At 60.9% G+C, this 16,730-nt stretch carries 18 protein-coding genes; 7 read left to right on the top strand and 11 right to left on the bottom strand.

Translation table 11 applies throughout. The annotated features are described in order from the left end of the window. Positions 1-286: 286 nt before the first annotated feature. The 8 genes from ACFWAD_RS01000 to ACFWAD_RS00965 form a co-directional block, all read right to left on the bottom strand. A complete protein-coding gene (locus ACFWAD_RS01000) occupies positions 287-1,852 on the bottom strand; it encodes an AMP-binding protein (RefSeq protein ID WP_378540657.1) in 1,566 nt (521 codons plus the stop codon). A 253-nt stretch (positions 1,853-2,105) separates the two neighbouring features. Then, positions 2,106-3,539 (bottom strand): aldehyde dehydrogenase family protein, encoded by a 1,434-nt coding sequence (locus tag ACFWAD_RS00995; protein ID WP_378540655.1) that lies wholly within the window; start codon positions 3,537-3,539, stop codon positions 2,106-2,108. 19 nt (positions 3,540-3,558) lie between these two features. Then, entirely contained in the window at positions 3,559-4,662 is a 1,104-nt protein-coding gene (locus tag ACFWAD_RS00990; RefSeq protein ID WP_378540653.1) for an NAD(P)-dependent alcohol dehydrogenase, read from the bottom strand. Continuing rightward, a complete protein-coding gene (locus ACFWAD_RS00985; protein WP_378540651.1) occupies positions 4,659-5,897 on the bottom strand; it encodes an NAD(P)/FAD-dependent oxidoreductase in 1,239 nt (412 codons plus the stop codon). The genes ACFWAD_RS00990 and ACFWAD_RS00985 overlap by 4 nt, the downstream gene beginning before the upstream one ends. A 2-nt stretch (positions 5,898-5,899) precedes the next feature. Further along, entirely contained in the window at positions 5,900-6,094 is a 195-nt protein-coding gene (locus ACFWAD_RS00980; RefSeq protein ID WP_378540649.1) for a ferredoxin, read from the bottom strand. 30 nt (positions 6,095-6,124) lie between these two features. Then, positions 6,125-7,408 carry a cytochrome P450 gene (locus tag ACFWAD_RS00975; protein WP_378540647.1) on the bottom strand — a complete coding sequence of 428 codons (1,284 nt, stop codon included), beginning with the start codon at positions 7,406-7,408 and terminating at the stop codon, positions 6,125-6,127. A 97-nt stretch (positions 7,409-7,505) separates the two neighbouring features. Further along, complete coding sequence (locus ACFWAD_RS00970) at positions 7,506-8,663, bottom strand: thiolase (RefSeq protein ID WP_378540645.1); 1,158 nt, start codon at positions 8,661-8,663, stop codon at positions 7,506-7,508. Then, the gene (locus ACFWAD_RS00965; RefSeq protein WP_378540643.1) at positions 8,660-9,073 is read right to left on the bottom strand and encodes a Zn-ribbon domain-containing OB-fold protein; all 414 of its coding nucleotides are present in this window, start codon (positions 9,071-9,073) and stop codon (positions 8,660-8,662) included. Before ACFWAD_RS00965 ends, ACFWAD_RS00970 begins: the two co-directional genes overlap by 4 nt. Positions 9,074-9,489: 416 nt before the next feature. Here ACFWAD_RS00965 and ACFWAD_RS00960 point away from each other — a divergent pair, with 416 nt between their 5' ends. The 3 genes from ACFWAD_RS00960 to ACFWAD_RS00950 all read left to right on the top strand — a co-directional run bounded on the left by ACFWAD_RS00960 (position 9,490) and on the right by ACFWAD_RS00950 (position 12,181). Next, complete coding sequence (locus ACFWAD_RS00960; RefSeq protein ID WP_378540641.1) at positions 9,490-10,338, top strand: MaoC/PaaZ C-terminal domain-containing protein; 849 nt, start codon at positions 9,490-9,492, stop codon at positions 10,336-10,338. 127 nt (positions 10,339-10,465) lie between these two features. After that, on the top strand, positions 10,466-11,377 hold the full coding sequence (locus tag ACFWAD_RS00955) for an SDR family NAD(P)-dependent oxidoreductase (RefSeq protein WP_378540639.1): 912 nt from the start codon (positions 10,466-10,468) through the stop codon (positions 11,375-11,377). Positions 11,378-11,521: 144 nt separating this feature from the next. Then, complete coding sequence (locus ACFWAD_RS00950) at positions 11,522-12,181, top strand: TetR family transcriptional regulator (protein ID WP_378540637.1); 660 nt, start codon at positions 11,522-11,524, stop codon at positions 12,179-12,181. A 5-nt stretch (positions 12,182-12,186) separates the two neighbouring features. On the opposite strand, the gene ACFWAD_RS00945 is transcribed toward ACFWAD_RS00950, so the two are convergent. Further along, a complete protein-coding gene (locus ACFWAD_RS00945; protein WP_378540635.1) occupies positions 12,187-12,360 on the bottom strand; it encodes a hypothetical protein in 174 nt (57 codons plus the stop codon). Between the two features lie 247 nt (positions 12,361-12,607). Here ACFWAD_RS00945 and ACFWAD_RS00940 point away from each other — a divergent pair, with 247 nt between their 5' ends. The 3 genes from ACFWAD_RS00940 to ACFWAD_RS00930 all read left to right on the top strand — a co-directional run bounded on the left by ACFWAD_RS00940 (position 12,608) and on the right by ACFWAD_RS00930 (position 14,105). Next, the gene (locus ACFWAD_RS00940; protein ID WP_378540633.1) at positions 12,608-13,291 is read left to right on the top strand and encodes a YceI family protein; all 684 of its coding nucleotides are present in this window, start codon (positions 12,608-12,610) and stop codon (positions 13,289-13,291) included. Between the two features lie 123 nt (positions 13,292-13,414). After that, entirely contained in the window at positions 13,415-13,765 is a 351-nt protein-coding gene (locus ACFWAD_RS00935) for a YidH family protein (RefSeq protein WP_378540631.1), read from the top strand. Position 13,766: 1 nt separating this feature from the next. Then, complete coding sequence (locus ACFWAD_RS00930; protein ID WP_378540629.1) at positions 13,767-14,105, top strand: DUF202 domain-containing protein; 339 nt, start codon at positions 13,767-13,769, stop codon at positions 14,103-14,105. Here ACFWAD_RS00930 and ACFWAD_RS00925 read toward each other — a convergent pair. Next, positions 14,071-15,012: a sterol desaturase family protein gene (locus ACFWAD_RS00925; RefSeq protein WP_378540627.1), complete on the bottom strand. Its 942-nt coding sequence runs from the start codon at positions 15,010-15,012 to the stop codon at positions 14,071-14,073. The two genes, ACFWAD_RS00930 and ACFWAD_RS00925, sit on opposite strands and share 35 nt — an antisense overlap. Positions 15,013-15,140: 128 nt before the next feature. Here ACFWAD_RS00925 and ACFWAD_RS00920 point away from each other — a divergent pair, with 128 nt between their 5' ends. After that, the gene (locus ACFWAD_RS00920) at positions 15,141-15,596 is read left to right on the top strand and encodes an RrF2 family transcriptional regulator (protein ID WP_378540625.1); all 456 of its coding nucleotides are present in this window, start codon (positions 15,141-15,143) and stop codon (positions 15,594-15,596) included. 12 nt (positions 15,597-15,608) lie between these two features. On the opposite strand, the gene ACFWAD_RS00915 is transcribed toward ACFWAD_RS00920, so the two are convergent. Then, a complete protein-coding gene (locus ACFWAD_RS00915) occupies positions 15,609-16,721 on the bottom strand; it encodes a GGDEF domain-containing protein (protein WP_378540623.1) in 1,113 nt (370 codons plus the stop codon). Positions 16,722-16,730: the final 9 nt, after the last annotated feature.

Genomic DNA, 16,730 nt, shown 5'->3' with positions numbered 1-16,730 from the left:
GGCGGATCCGTCGCTCCGAAACGTAATCTTTAGTCAAGGAACAAATATTCGGATTGGGCAGAAATCCGTCGTTGGGACGAGAGCGGCTCCCGACCTCGGGGGAGATCGGGAGCCACTCTCCTTCTAATAGGGGAGGCCCGCCCCAGTCGCGGTGTAAAACCCGTTCAACGACAAAGCCGTTCGTTACTTCGAAGGTCGGGCTGTTGTCGTTCCTCTGGGGACCTGTTTCTGCCGGGCGGCCCAACCCCTCTGCTGTGACGGATTGAAATGTTTTGCCGGACAAGCACTACTGACCGTTGGCGAGTTCCCTCAGTTTTGCGCGAGACACTTTGCCGGCGGCCGACCGCGGAAAGTCCTCCACGAAGATGTAATCGCGGGGTCGTTTGAATCCGGCGATCTGCTCACGTACGTGCAGGTCCAGCGCCGCACGAAGGTCGTCGTCGCCGTTGAATCCGGATGCAAGCTGAACGACCGCCACCACTTTCTGGCCCCACTCGGGGTCGGCCACACCGATAACTCCGGCATCGTCGACGCCGGGATGTTGGAGCAGTGCGCCCTCGACCTCCGCCGGGTACACGTTCACGCCGCCGCTGAGAATCAAGTCCGCACGCCGATCCAGTACGTACAGGTAGCCGTCGTCGTCGAAGCGTCCGACGTCTCCTGACGTGGCGAAGTCGCCCCAGAACGCAGCTGCGGTTTTCTCCGGGTCACCCAAGTATTCGAACGGGTTGGCCTTGAAGTAGATAGTGCCCTCTTCGCCGGGAGCGGCCTGTTCTCCGTCCAACCCCCGGAGAACTACAGCGCCTGGCACCGGTCGCCCGATAGTGCCCGGATGTTCGAGCCACTCTTGCGTGGAGCACGACGCCACTTGGCCCTCAGTGGAGCCGAGATACTCCCACAGCACCGGCCCGAACCAATCGATCATGGCGCGTTTGGTCGCCGGGGGGCACGGGGCACCGGCGTGAAGCAGCGACTGGATGCTCGAGATATCGGCACCAACTCGAACGCCGGCCGGCAAATCGAGGAGTCGTTGAAAGTGTGTGGGAACCATGTGGGAAGTAGTGATTGCGTTGTCGCTGATCGACCGAAGAACATCTTCGGCTTTGAAACCCGGCAAGATGTACAGTGTGTGCCCGGCATGCAGGAGGTACAGCGAATTGGCGCCGGGAGCAGCGTGATACACGGGCGAACAAACCAAATGACGTCCAGGCTGCCCCAGTGAGATCCCCATAGTCGGCATAAACTGAGCAGCCGATGCGAGTGAACTCTCGGGCGATGCATCGGAGAGCGGACGGCGTACACCCTTTGGTCGTCCCGTCGTGCCGGACGTGTACATCATCAGCGAGCCGAGTGACCGTGTGGCAGGAGTGTCGTCCGAGACGTCGGTAAAGGATTCGTAGCTGGACCAGTCGGCCGGCGCGCTACCGACAACCACGCGGTGCTGCACTGCGTCCTCGACCCGGCCGACGACCTTGTCGGCGAGTTCTGCGTGCACGATGAGGACGGCCGCGTTGGAATCGCGAACGATGTATTCAACTTCGGGCGCAGCCAGATGGGTATTGATCGGAACGAAATACAAACCACTCTGCGTGCATGCCAGGGCAATTTCGTAGTACTCGGCACCGTTCGACAGCAGACCGGCGACGACGTCGCCTCTGCGCAGGCCCACAGCGGTGAACTTGTTGCTGAGCTGGTTGACCTTGCTGATGAGCTCGCCGAAAGTTTTTGTCTTGCCGTCGATTACGATCGCTGGCCGAGTGGGGTCACCTTGACCCAGAAGCCAGGCCCCAGGCATTGAAGGATCAGACAGTGGTTTGGGATCCTCGCGCTCGCTGTTGACCACGGTAGACATGAGTGTCCTCTTTCTGGAGGGATTCTAGTAACTATTGCGAAGAGTTCGGAATTTCTCGAGTGAGTGCGTTGTCGGGATCGCAAAACGCGTTCTGGCCACCCTCACCACTGGAAGTCCGATGGCAACCGACGTCCAACTCTCTGGACGTCGGTTGCCAAGGGTCGACCGGAGCGTTGCGTTGACGCGGCGTGGCCGTCAGCCGCATCTTCACCGAGCGGTACCCGGGTTGACGATCAGAATGAAAGGCGCGTTGCTACTGGCGCGAGGGGCCGGCGATCACCTGTAGTTCGGTGAAACTGTGCAGACCCCACGGGCCGTTTTCCACTCCGACGCCGCTGTGCTTGTGACCACCGAAGGGGAGGTGGGGTAGTACACCTGCACCGTGCGCGTTGATCGAGACCTGTCCGGCGTCGAATTGCGGTGCGAGCCGGGCGGCGTGGTCGGCATCGCCAGACCACACGGACGCGGTGAGACCGTACTCACTTCGGTTGGCACGGATGATGGCGTCGGCTTCGTCTCGGAACGAGATGATGGGAAGCACCGGGCCGAATTGCTCTTCGTCGACGATGCGCATTCCGTCGTCAACGTGGTCGAGGATTGTCGGCTGATGAAAGTAGCCGTCCCGGTCAATTGGTTTGCCGCCGGCGGTGGCGCGTGCACCGTTGCTCACTGCGTCCGCAATCAATTCCTTGACTCGGTCGAATTGAGGCTTGTTATTGATAGGCCCAAGTTCCGTTCCTTCGACCGTGCCGTCGTCGACCTTGACGGATCTGGCGATTGCACTGAGTGCCTCGACCAGTTGGGGCTGGATACTCTCGTGTGCGTACACGCGCTTGATCGCGAGGCAGATCTGTCCGTTGTTGTTGAACGCGCTTCGGAAGAGGCTGGGTGCGATCTTCTCCACGTCCACGTCGCCGAGAATGACGGCGGGATCGTTTCCGCCGAGTTCCAGAGTGACGCGCTTGAGGTCGTCGGCGGCCCCGAGTGCGACCTTTCGCCCAACCGCGGTTGATCCGGTAAAGCTGACTTTCCGAGGAACGGGGTGTGAAACCATGGTTGCGCCAAGAGGATCAGGCCCGGTAACAACGTTCAGCACACCGTCGGGGAAGGTGCCACGGAGAATTCTCGCGAGCGCAAGTGTTGCCAGCGGTGTGTACGGCGAGGGTTTGACGACGATCGTGTTGCCCGCCCGTAGTGCCGGCGCAATCTTCCACATCGCGAGCGTGATCGGAAAATTCCACGGAGTTATGGCACTGACAACGCCCAATGGTCGACGGGCGACCTCCTCGAAGGCCTCTGCGTCGTTGCGGATAATTTCCCGCGGGATCTCGAGATCTGCGTAGTAGCGCAGCCACATCGCCGCTGCGTGGAATTCCATCGTGGCGTCGGCGAGCGACTTGCCCTGTTCGAAGGTCAGGATCGGGGCGAGTTCGCTGATCCGACTCTCGATGACGTCTGCTGCTTGGCGTAATGCGCCACGACGGTATTCCTCGTCGATCCGCCATGATGTGTAAGCATTCTGAGCTGCGGCGAACACCTCGTCGAGCTGATCAGGTGTGACGGACGGAGCCTGTGCGAATACCTCGCCTGTCGCGGGGTTGATCACGCCGAAGGTGCCGGCGGTGAGGAGATCGCGTCCATTCGAAGTTGCTGCCGCCGATAAAGCTAGCGAATCCGTTGAGGTCATTCTCGATCCCATTTCGTGGTCAGTGTTGTGCCGGCGTCAACACCGGCTTGATGGTCTTGCCGGAGAGCGAATCCTCCATAGCCTGGTTGATCTGTTCGAGCGGGTAGGTCTGGACGAGCTTGTCGAACGGGAACCAACCGCGCTGCCACAGATCCACGAGCTGAGGTAGGAAGACCTGGGGGATCGAACTCCCTTCCAGGGCATACGTCACGGTCCTGCCGGTCAACAACATCGGGTCGATTTCGATTTTCCTGAGACCTGCGCCTACCAACACCGCTTTACCCGGCATGTCGAGGACACTGATAGCTGTCGTGACAACCGAGGCCACGGCGGTTGTCTCGAAGGAGAAGTCGAGTCCGCGTCCGCCGTTCTTGATCGCTTCGACGAGGTCAGGTGTGTCGCCGCGGACGGTTCGGGTTGCGCCGACCTCCATTGCTGTTTCGAGCCTGGAGTCGAGCAGATCGACGACGACGATTTCGCGGGCACCTGCAGCCTTGGCCGCCATCACAGCGGCAAGGCCGACGCCGCCCGCCCCGAACACTGCAATGCTTTGTCCGGCAGCTAGTTTCATCTCGTTGAGGACTGAACCGGCTCCGGTCTGCAAGCCGCAGCCGAGAGGGCCGAGAAGCTCGAGAGGGAGCGATTTGTCCACCACGACCAGATTGCGTTCGGTTGCGATTGCGTGCGTGGCGAAGGATGACTGACCGAACCAACGATTCGCCAGCGGGAGGCCGTCTTGATCGAGCGCGCTCGTGCTGAGGTCCGTGCGGCGCCCCGTAATATTGCGAGGCATGAATTCGTCACAGTAGGAAGGTATTCCGGATCGACAGTTGCGGCAGTGACCGCAGGAATCGTAACTGATCAGCACGTGGTCACCGACCTCGATGCCTCTGACCCCGCTGCCGACCTCTTCGACGATGCCAGAACCTTCGTGGCCGAGAATGATCGGACCCATCTGGGCAAGCAAATCGGGATCCAGTACATGAAGGTCGGTGTGGCACATCCCTGCGCCGACTACCTTCACGAGAAGTTCGTCCGGTGCCAGTGGCCCGAGCTCTATTTCCTCGAGTTCGAACTTGTCGGCGCCGTTACGGAGTACGGCGGCAATTGCGGTAGTGGTCATGATTTCTTCTCCGTGGGGTTGAGGAACTCGAGTGCATCTGCCCAGGTGCCTCTTTTGGCAATAATGCGGCGCAGCTTCATGATCTTGCGTTGTTCGTTCAAGGTGGCGGCGCCGACCAGGCGATCACCCGAGCGGTACAGCGCTACGAAATTGTCAGCCTCCGGATCGCCAGAAGCGAAGACGACTTCGTCGGCGACTGCGGTGCCTACGAACTGGATTCGGCTCTTATACCAGTCGCTCCAGAAGTAGGGGACTGTCTCGTACGGCTTGGCATCCTCGGGTGCGACGGCGTTGACGGCTGCCTGGTTCGCCTGATCAGCAGCATTCGTCCAGTTCTCCAGCCGCACTGAGAGTCCGTCGAACGCGGGGTTGGGCCAGTGGACCACATCGCCTGCCGCATAGACGTCTTCGAGTGAGGTTTGAAGGAACTTGTTTGCAATCACGCCGGCGTCTACTGGATGTAATTCGATGCCCGAATCTGCCAGCCACGCGGTTGCTGGAGCCGCTCCCACGCCGACGACGACCAGTTCAGCGGGCAGCGACGTGCCGGTGCTGAGCCGAACGGCCTCGACGTGGGTGGTGCCGATCAGTTCTTCGACCTGGACGTCGCACAAGAGCGGAATTCCGTTGCGTTCGTGCAGCTTTGCGAGTGCCTGGCCGACGGTCTCACCAACTGCGCGGACGAGCGGAATTGGCGCGGCCTCGACGATCGTCACGTCTGCGCCGCGGTCTCGGGCGGACGACGCGAGCTCGGACCCGATGAATCCGGCGCCGACTATCACGAGCTTTGTTCCGGGACGCAGTCTTTCGCGGAGTGCGAGTGCGTCATCGATCGTGCGAAGCCCGATAACGCCGTCCAAATCCGGGGCGTGGGGCAACGAGCGTGGTGACGCACCTGTCGCAATGATCAACTTCTGGTAGGGAATCCAGTAGTTGTCTCCGACACGCACGCGGTGCGCCTCGGGGTCCAGTCCGGTCGCCGGTGCCCCGAGGCGGAGCTTCACATCCAGGGCGGCGAGCTCCTCGGCGGTTGTGTGATAGTCGACCTCGGCGCCGTCTTTCAGGAACTGCTTGCTCAGGGGAGGCCGGTCGTAGGGAAGATGGATTTCGTCGCCGACCAGCGTGATCGGCCCCTCGTACCCTGCCAGACGGGCAGACTCCGCGGCCCGCAGGCCGGCCAGAGATGCTCCGACGACAACGAGTCCCGCGCCGTGATCGATGTCTGTTGCGCTCACGATCACGTCTCGTCGAGGGTCAGCGCTTTGGCCGGGCATGCACGAACTGCCTCCCGGACGAGGTTTTCGTCGCCGGCATCGACTAACTCCTTGTGGAGAATCAGCGAGCCGTCGTCGGCTACCTCGAAGTAATCCTCGGTTACGGATTCACAGATTCCGATTCCTGTGCACCGTCCGCGATCGACAATGATTTTCATAGCGCCGTTCCTGTTCTTGACTGGGGTTTGTTACACGCGTACCGGGAGGTGCCTGATCCCGTTGATGAATTCGCTGTGGAGGTACACCGGCTCGCCAACCTCCATGTTGGGGAGTTTGGTGAGAATCTGTGAGTACAGTGCGCGCAGTTGGGCTTTGGCGACCATGTGCCCAAGGCAGTAGTGGACCCCGCCACCGCCGAAGGAAACATGGTTGTTGTTGGGGCTGCGCTGCAGGTCGAACCGATGAGGATCGTCGAAGGTGTCCTCATCACGGTTGCCCGAGCAGTAGAACATGACGAGCTTGTCGCCCCTGTTGATCAAGGTTCCACCCAGCTCGACGTCTTGAGTGGCAGTGCGTGCAAATTCCTGGACGGGCGAGGCGTGTCGAATGAACTCCTCGATCGACTGGGCGATACGGCCGTCGAAGTCTTCGGTCAGCCATCGCTTCTGGTCCGGATTCTTGGCCAGTGACATGGCGGTGTGGCTGGTTGTCTGTTTGGTGGTGTCGTTGCCGGCGATACTGAGCAGGAGCATCATGGAAGTGACCTGGAGCTCGGAGAGCGGTTTACCGTCGAATTCGGTGTTGGCCAGTGCCGTAGCGATGTCGTCGGCCGGGTTCTTGCGACGGAAATTGACCAGATCGTTGCCCATCTGCGCCAAGATCGCGATTTGCTGCAAGCTGAACTCGGTCGGGGACATTCCCTTGGGGCATACCTCGGGGTCGGCGGCACCGACGAGGTTGTCGCCGGCCTTCGCGAAGTCTTGGACCAGGCTCTCGGGGACACCGACGAGATCGGCGATCGTGAGCATCGGCAGCTTCGACGCGACTTCGGTGACGAAGTCGAATTCGCCCGCGCCGACTACTCGATCGACGATTTGTTCGGCGCGTTCTTCGATCTTGTCACGCAGGCGCTTGACGGCTTTCGGCGTGAACCCGGAGCTGATGATCTGGCGGAATCGAGTGTGATCAGGCGGATCCATCATCACGAAGCTCGCGTTCCCAACCAGTTCTGGGTCGTTCGGCGCGAACCCTACCCCCCGCCATTTGAACTGATCGGAGCTGAAGATTTCGTGATTCTGACTGATGAACGCGATATCCGCACTCTTGACGACTGCCCAGAACCCGGTCTCGCCGTGGTCGGGTTTGAAGTGTGGGCGGTCCATCGGCTTGTGCCAGCTCAGCGGAGCATTCTTGCGCAGCCATTCGAATGTCTTGTCCCGCTCGGCAAAGGGCCGACTCCAGAACTCGACGCTGGTGATATCGATGTCCGGCGCCGTCAGCGGGTGCTCGGTGGATGGAATTGAGGTGGTCATCCAGGTGCCTTTCTGTGGCTCCAGCGGGGTGGGTTGTTCAGTCGACGGAGTTCCTACCCGTCGGGGTGCAGCGGTCGGCAAGCCGAAGATTCCCGCTTTACGGACGCCGGTTCGAGAGGACCAAACTGCCCGCGGCACTGAAGAAGAGCCCGACTCCTTGGACGAAGCTGATTTCGACTCCGGGAACCTGCTCGCACGCTTCCCCGCGCAGTTGGCGCACAGCCTCCTGGATGGCGAACATCCCGTACATACCGGTGTGTGTGTACGACATTCCACCGCCGTTGGTGTTCATCGGAAGTCGACCGCCCTTGGACGTATGTCCTTCGGCGACAAAGTCTCCCGATTCGCCGAAGCCGACAAACCCGAGATCCTCGAGCATGTACAGCGGGACGTGGGCGAAGGCGTCGTATGCCATCAGATGGTCGACGTCGGCATGAGTGATTCCAGCGGTGGCGAACGCTTCTGCGCCCGCGCGACGGAATCCGCCGAATGATCCGGGGTCCTGCAACTGTGAAACCAAAGGACCTTCGGCGGATTCGCCGGATCCGAGAAGATAGAGATGCCGATCGGACCCCGGCATGTCTGCTGCTCGTTCTGCACTGGTCAGGATCAAGGCGCCGCCGCCGTCGGTTTGCACACAACACATGTCGCGGGTGAACGGGTACGCCACGCGCGGACCAGCCAGCACTTCGTCCACCGACGTCGGCTTGCGGCGGAAAGCCCGGGGATTGTCGAGCGCCCAGTTGCGCTGCGAAACGACCAGTTCGGCCATGTGTTCGATGGTCATTCCACGCTCGTGCAGAAAGGCCAGGGCAGGAAGAGTAAAGATCGAATACGGCATGGTTGCGCCGTAGACATTCTCGAATTGACCGGTCATCGAGGCCAAAGTCATCGGCCATGGTGGCGCGCCGACGCGGGAGCGGCCGGACTCTCCGTGTGTCACGAGAATAACGTCAGCGGCACCAGAAGCAATGGCGGCCGCCGCATGGCGCACATGCAGCATGAAACTGCATCCGCCGACGCCTGTTCCGTCCAGCCATCGAGGGGTTATGCCCAGGTGGTGAGAGACCTCGAGGGAAGTTGGCCCGGTGGTGGCGACGCCGTCGATGTCCGCGGGTGTGAGGCCGGCGTCGGCCATTGCGTTGCGGGCGGCGTTTGCATGTAGATCGAGGACAGACATGTCCGGCAATACGCCGATTTCGGTGGTCTCAGAGGCGCCGACGATCGCAATGTTTCCGTTGTGCATTGATGTCATCGGGCCGACTCCTGCAACGGCGTGAACATAGGGAGCTTCAGGTCTCCACGTTCGACGAACGTGACTTCGAGCTGTAGGTCGAGCGGAAGGTTCTCAGGCTCGGGATCCACCCCGATCACGTTGCTCATCAGACGGGGTCCCTCCTCGAGTTCGACCAGGGCGACGACGATGGGAGTCGCGGGGTCGAATGGTGGAGTCGGTCGATAGTTGATCACGTAGGACACCAGTCGGCCTCGGCCACTGACCGGGGTCCACACCACGTCGTCGGAGTTGCAAAACGGGCAGAAGGGGCGCGGGTAGAAGTAGTGCTTTTCGCACGACTTGCATTGTTGAATGGTGAATTCCTCCCGCTGTGCACCTTCCCAATAGGGAGCGGTGGCTGGGGTCGGAACCGGTACAGGCCCTGTCAAGGGACAGTCCTTTCGTCGCGTAGCTCTATGATGAGTTATCAAGTCTTGCAACGGAATGCGTTCCGTAACGTTTCTTGAATAGAACACGTTCCGCCGCATTCGTTCCGGCGGAATACCTTCCGTTACGTTTCTTCGGGGCGGGACGAAATAGGTGTCGCCCTCTTAAACGGAACGCGTTCTGTCACGATCAGAGTGATCCAGTTCATGTCGGATGTCAAGGCTTGGCTTGGAAGTCTGAAAAATCACGTTGGCAACTTCGGATGTGGGGCTTGCAAATCACATACGTAACGTGTTCTCTTTAAGTGTAGAAAGTTGTCGGACAACGCTTTCCGCCTTTTGGGTGGAATCACAAATACCGTCCGGTAACCCCGCTTCGCTCCCCGCAAATATCTACTTGGATGAAATCGAGGTTCCACATGCCGATCGACAGCTCACTCGTCGGACTCTCCGGCAAGCCGGTCTGGAAGACGTGGACATCGAAAGATGCTCTGCTGTACGCCCTCGGCGTCGGCGCCGGTCAGGTCGACCCGCTCGACGAGTTGGAGTTCACCACGGAAAACAGTGACGGCATTGCGCAGAAGACTCTCCCGACGTTCGCCAATGTCGCATTTTCCCCTGTCGGAAGCGGGCCCGCGCTACCCGACGACGTCGACTACAGCAAGCTCTTGCATGCGTCGCAATCGTTCAGTCTGGCGGGCCCGCTCCCGACTGACGGTCGCGTTGAAGCCGCCACCAAGATCACCGGCGTGTACGACAAGGGATCCGGTGCCTTGCTCACGATGGAAACCGTCGCTCACGACTCGGTCGGACAGCTAGTGGGAACCATCCAGTCCGAGTCGTTCTTCCGAGGTTATGGAGGGTTCGGCGGTGAGCGTGGGCCGTCAACCTCATGGGAATTGCCGGGGTACAAGCCGGATCACGTTGTCACATACACAACTCGACCGGATCAAGCACTGCTCTACCGACTGACTGGCGACCGGAATCCCCTGCATTCGGATCCCGTATTCAGTGCCCGGGGCGGCTTCTCCACTCCAATCCTGCACGGCATGTGCACCTATGGCTACGTCGGCCGAGCTCTCCTGCACGCTGTGGCCGATTCGGATCCCACACGCTTCACTGCGATGTCGGGGCGGTTCACCAAGCCTCTGTTGCCCGGGCAGGCGATCACTACCTCGATCTGGGTTGACGGCACCGGTGTGAGGTTCCGGACGGTCGACGACATCGGTGACGTGGTCATCGACCACGGCACCGCCACGATCCACTGACGGCGCAGCCGAAATCCACTGACGGCGCAGCCGAAATCCACTGACGGCACAGCCGAAATCTACTGGCAACCAACCCCGTCACAGACTCGTCGCGATGTTTGTCGCGGCATTAACAAAGGAAAGATTCATGGGTTCACTCGAAGGTCGCGTAGCGATTGTGACCGGCGGCGGCCGAGGCATCGGCGCGTCGATCAGCAGATTGTTCGCCGCCGAAGGCGCCAAGCTTGTCATCAACGACCTCGGCTCGACCACGGATGGTCAGGGCGTAGACCAAGGGCCGGCGCGTGACATCGCTGCCGAAATCGTTGCCGGCGGTGGTGAAGCCGTTTCGGACGGCGGCGACATCGCCGATGTCGCGACTGGTCAACGCCTGGTCGATCTCGCTCTGGAGCACTACGGCAAGCTGGACATCGTTGTCAACGTCGCTGGAATTCTGCGTGACAAGATGATCTTCAACCTCCCGGAAGAAGACTGGGATGCAGTCATCCGAGTTCATCTGCGTGGCCACTTCAGCACGATCAAGCCGGCGGCAGCCTACTGGCGAGCGCAGCGAAACCCGGAGGGCCAGTACCGCATCATCAACTTCACCTCCGATTCCGCGTTGCAGGGGTCGCCGGGTCAGCCGAACTACGCCGCAGCCAAGATGGGCATTATCGGCTTGACTGCGTCCACGGCTAACGCTCTCGCGCGATACGGCGTTACGGTCAACGCTATCGCTCCGGGCGCCGCTACCCGTCTGACGCAAACCGTGCCCGATGGGCAGGGCTTGGGAGCTGGCGACGACGGCTCCGTCTCGCCGGACAACATCGCGCCCATCGTCGCGTACCTTGCCGGTACGAGTTCCGATTGGCTGTCGGGCCGCACGATCGGCGCCATGGGCTACGACGTGAAACTGTGGAACAACCCTGAGGTCGTCTCCACGGTTACTTCGGACGGACCGTGGAACCTCGAAGACCTGGCCGCGAAGGTAGAGCAGGACTTCCGTCCGTTGGCTGACGGTCTGCACCCGTCCGCGTTCATGGCTAAGGCCCGGTCCTGACCGGTGAATGCCGGGTGAAAGGGACGACGCTGCGCTGAGGCCGTGCTCTGCTGGCGGTGCGGGGACGGTCTGGCGGTGAGGGGACGATATCGTAGAGGACTGACGGGACAGCGTCAGTTTCGGTACACGATGGGGGTAGCCTTGATGGCCGCAGTGAAGGTGAATGGCCGCACGGCTGAGGCCAAGGCATTGCGTGTCGAGCGAGTCGTCAAAGCGACCCGTGAGTTGGCATCCGCAGGAGGCTATGAAGCCGTGCAGATGCGTGAAGTCGCACGCGTTGCCCAAACCGCCTTGTCAACCCTGTACAAGTATTACGCAGCCAAAGATGACCTCATCGCGGCAGCTGTTTGGTCTGAACTGGATTCCCTGGCTGATGACCTACTCCGCCGTCCGCCGAGGCAGCGGACGGCGGAGGGCCGGGCTGGAGAAGTCTTCGTCCGGGCATTTCTGGGGATGGTCCGAGATCCGGGGTTTGCTCACGCTGCGATGTCCGGGTACAAAACGCTGCGTGAGTACAACCCCGACCTCGGTGAGCGTCCTGATGAAAGCAACGAGATAACAGTCTGGTCCACTCCGTTTGGTTTCATTGCCTCCACTCAAGCGTGGGGACCCGACCATCGTTGCACGCCGATGCAGTCCCGCACACTGGCCATGCTGGAGGACTTGTGGAGCGCCAGCGTTGTCGGGTGGCTGAATGGGGACACGTCGGTCGACGAGGTGAAACGGCGTCTCCGCCTAGCCGCGAAACGTTTGCTGGCCTCGGCTCCTGCTGTCCTGGACGGCAAATCGGCAGATATCAGCTGACGTGGTCACCGACGTCGTGCGATCCACTCGGCAGTGGCCGCGTCGATGTCTTGCTTCAACTTCTCGAAGAACGACGGTGACGGCGTGGGGATCAAATCAGCTGCGGCAGTCAGTGATTGACTGAGGGCGATTCGCCGCTCACGCAACTCGTCGTCGCTCAGGAGGCTCAGGTCCGGCATCGCGAGCCCCCTCGTCCAGTGCGATTCGTGTTTCGGGCAGACCGTGCGCATCGGGATCGATGCATGATTCGATGCGCACGGCCAGTGCACTCCAGGCTGGGGGCCGGAATGCAAAATCTACTTTACCAAATGATTACCAAAGATTTCGGATGGCACCCTCGTCTTCAGTTGCTGCGGAGCGCTTTCACAGCGTTCTCCCAGGTGCTAAGTCCTGACAACCGTTGAAGCTGCAACTATCGTCGAATCCATGAAAAAGATCTGGTGGATCGGCGGAGCAGTAGTTGTGGTCGTGCTCGCCCTGCTCGTAGGGCCGTGGGCGTACGGGAAGTTCATCGCTGAGGACGATGCACCGGCGGCCGTGGTGTCCACTCAGGGCGCAGAGGCGGCGTCCGGATCGATCGACGGACAGTGGACCGTCGTCGCCGGACAGGGAGACAACCAGACGGCAGCCGGATACACCGTGCACGAGATTCTCAACGGATCGAGTGTGACCGTCGTCGGAACCAGTGGCGACGTGAGCGGAAACGCCACCGTCGAGGGTGAGAAGCTCACGGCCGGCGAAGTGACCGTGCAGGTGGCGAGCATCAAGACCGACTCGGATCGGCGCGATGGCCAGTTCACGGGAAATGTGATGGATACCAGCACGTATCCGACGGCGACGTTCACGATCGACTCGCCGGTGGACCTGTCGGCTGTACCGACCGATGGCACGACCGCAACGGTCACGGTCTCTGGAACATTGACTCTCAAAGGTCAGTCCAAGCCGGTATCGGTCGACATGACTGTGCTGCATTCGGGTGATTCGCTGATTGCTTCGGGCTCGATTCCGGTCACCTGGACCGATTTCGGTGTCGAACCCCCGTCGCTCGGGTTTGTCACCGTCGACGGCAGTGGCTCGGTGGACTTCCTGGTCTCGCTCGCCGCGAGCTGAATTACGTCCACCCGATTCGCACTGCTTCGGGACGGACAGGGACAATTAAGGACATGACCTTTCTTTCTTGTTGTCCGTTCCGAAGGCCGCGGACAAATATTGCCCGGACGGAATGAACGGGTGATGCCCCAGTGGAGACCGTTCCGAACGGGTGAAGACCCTGATCCACGGTTCACTCTCGCCAATGAGCGGACATATCTGGCCTGGATCCGCACCGCGACGGCCTTCGTCGCATCGGGCGTCGGGCTCGAAGCTTTCGGCGGCGACATTCTCAACCCCACGGTTCGCGCCGGCTTGGCCGCGTTGCTGCTCGTCGGCGGCGCTCTGATCGCCATCACTTCTTTTATCCACTGGATCAGCGCCGAGCGGGCACTGCGTGCTGAGCGTTCGTTGCCGGTGCCGCTGATGGCGCCGGTGGTCGGCATCGTACTGGTGATCTGCGCGACCGTCCTGGTGGTCGAGGTTGTGAACTGAATTGACCGCGCTGGAACCTTCGGAAGGTGCCACGCCGCCGGATAGGGGCCTACAGTCCGAGCGCACATCGCTCTCGTTCGTACGGACGAGTCTGTCGATCCTCGGCTTGTCTGCTGCCTGTCTGCGATGGCTGCCGCCGTTCGGTTCGGTGGCTCTGATCGGCCCGTCCCTGGCGGCGATCCTTGTCGTCGCGGTGACGGTCTACGAACGTCGGTCGCGGCCCAGGCGATTGGCTCAGTTCTCAGCTGAAAAGGCAATGCCTGCTTTGGGTATGGGAGCAGTCCTCGCGCTGAGTCTTCTGCTGCTCAGTGCGACGGGGCTGTGGATTCTGTTGACGTGACCTCAGCTTTCGGCGCCCAGCCAGGTGGGCCGAACACGTAACCTGCTCGCTGTCGCCACGATGTCGACGCCCTCCAATCGCGAGCAATGGCAGCGTATTCGCGCGTTTGGAGCTTCCAGATGTCGTACGTTCCCACCGGTGTCGTGAGTCCGTACGTGGGCCTGTGGGTTTCGGCTGCGAAGGTGCCGAACATCCGGTCCCAGATGATGAGGATCCCGGCGTAGTTTCGGTCGAGGTACTCGGCGTCGGAACCGTGATGGACACGGTGATGTGAAGGTGTGTTGAAGATGAATTCGATCGGGCGCCAGAGCTTTCCGACACGCTCGGTGTGGACGAAGAACTGGTAGACGAGGCTGACAGAGAAGCCGACGAACACCATCCACGGCGGGATCCCGAGGAACGGCAGTGGCAGCCACATGACGATCTCGCCGCTGTTGTTCCACTTCTGCCGCAGCGCGGTGCTGAAATTGAAGTACTCGCTCGAATGGTGAGCCTGGTGCGTAGCCCAGATGACTCGAACTCGGTGCGCGATGCGGTGATACGCGTAGTAGAGGACGTCGATTCCGAGCAGCAGGATAACCCAGGTGTACCAGGCTGTCGGCGACAGATGCCACGGCGCGAGGTACACCCAGATTGCCGAATAACCGATCAGTGCCAGCACTTTCCAGAACGTGCTCGTAGCGATCGACACCAGTCCGAGGAGGATGCTGGTCCGAGCGTCTATGCGCCGGTATCCGCCCTGCGCCGGCCGTGCGCGTCCGTCTGCGCCGTCCGGATGATCCTCAAGAGCACGGGCGGCGAACCACTCGATGCCGAGGAAGATGACAAACGCGGGGATCGCGAGTGCGACTGGGTCATGGAGTGGTTCGAGCAGTGACCGCCATGACTCGAGAAGGGTTTCCCACACGCGATTAGTCCTATTCTCTCGCTATGATCGTTACATCATGCACTAATATGTAACGTCGCGGAACCATTTGTGACAAGAAACCTGCGGCTTTGTTGCGACTTTTCATAGAACAATGGTAGGAATTGCCGGTGCATATCACCGCGAAGGTGGACTACGCCGTGCGGACTCTGGTCGAGCTTGCGGCAGTCGGTCCGGACCCGGCCAAGGCCGAGTTTCTCGCCAAATCCCAGGTCATTCCCCATAAGTTCCTGGAAGCGGTGCTCTCTGACCTGCGTCGCGGCGGCCTCGTCAACAGTCGCCGGGGTCCGGACGGTGGGTACTGGCTCGCTCGGTCCGCGGACGAGATCACGATTGCCGACGTCATCCGCGCTGTCGAAGGACCGCTGGCGTCGATTCGGGGACAGCGACCGGAAGACGTCGACTACGGGGGACCGGCAACACCGCTCAAAGAAGTGTGGATTGCAGTGCGCGTCAACCTTCGCGCCGTGCTCGAGAACGTCACGCTCACCGATGTCGCAGGTGGTGAATTGCCCGAGTTCATTCACGAACTGACGGAAGATCCCGAGGCGTGGAATCGGCGCTGATGCAGCGCGATTTCACACTGTCCGTCGGGGGCGGGGAACAGTCATAGGCGCAGTGTTCGCGGCGTTGCCGCCCGCGGATTTTGCGTCGTACATCAGATGATCGGCCGCAATGGTCGCGCGGGAGAACTCGTTGTAGTCGAACTCTTCCTGGTGTGGGACGAAAGGTAGCGTTGCGGCTCCGACGCTGACCGTTGACAGCGGACTGTCGGACGCGCTCGCTACCGCCTTGGGCAGGGTTGCAATTCGCTTGCGCAGTCCGTAAGGGGTGCCGATCATCACGACGGTGAACTCCTCGCCGCCGGTGCGCGCGGCGTAACCGAAACCGTTCACATGCTCCTGCAGACGCGTTCCGGTTCGGATGATGACGGCATCACCGACTTCGTGGCCGTAGGTGTCGTTCACCGCTTTGAACTTGTCGATGTCGACGACGGCAACAGCGATGTCGGCGCGATTCGCCGACGCGACCGACCAGATGCGCTCCGACATGTCCCACAACCCTCGTCGGTTCAACAGGCCGGTGAGCGCATCCACCTTGGATCCTGTTGCGCGCGCGAGCAATTGCCGCCAAGTGAACTGAATTGTGGCCGGAATGAAGATTACCGCGCACAGTACGACGTCAGTTCGGGCGATCACGCTGGTCACCGAGTAATCACTGCTCGTCAGGCCCAGCACGGTCAGGGCGATGACAAATGTCGTTGCGAAGGCGAGATGGAACGCCAGCCAGCGGCGGTCGAGAAAATAGGTGAAGTAGGCACCGGTGGCAACGAAGAGGACCGCCCCGAACAGTGCGGCGTTGTGGCTGGTGAATGTGATGAGAATCGATGCCGTGGCGAGGTCCGCCCAGAGTCCGTAGAGCTTGAGCGTGCGCGCGCCTTTGATGCGGCCGACAAACCAGAGAATCGTGGGAATCAGGTTCACCGTCGCAATGCCGACGAGCCAAGCGCGAGCAAATGGTCCGTCGGGACCCTCTGTGCTGAGGAGGAACAGGTAAGCCACGAGCGAGAAATTGAGCGAGCAGAATCCGATGGTCAGGTGGACGAGGCGCAAGACCGAACCTCGTCCGGCCTTCGATCCCCACAGCATGACCGTGGATGGAACCGGCCAGGTGTGCAGGAGCGGGTCCATCGGATTCCT

The sequence above is a fragment of the Rhodococcus sp. NPDC059969 genome, from assembly GCF_042738325.1.
Classification (GTDB): domain Bacteria; phylum Actinomycetota; class Actinomycetes; order Mycobacteriales; family Mycobacteriaceae; genus Rhodococcus_F.
This window is presented reverse-complemented; position numbering and strand designations above follow the sequence as displayed.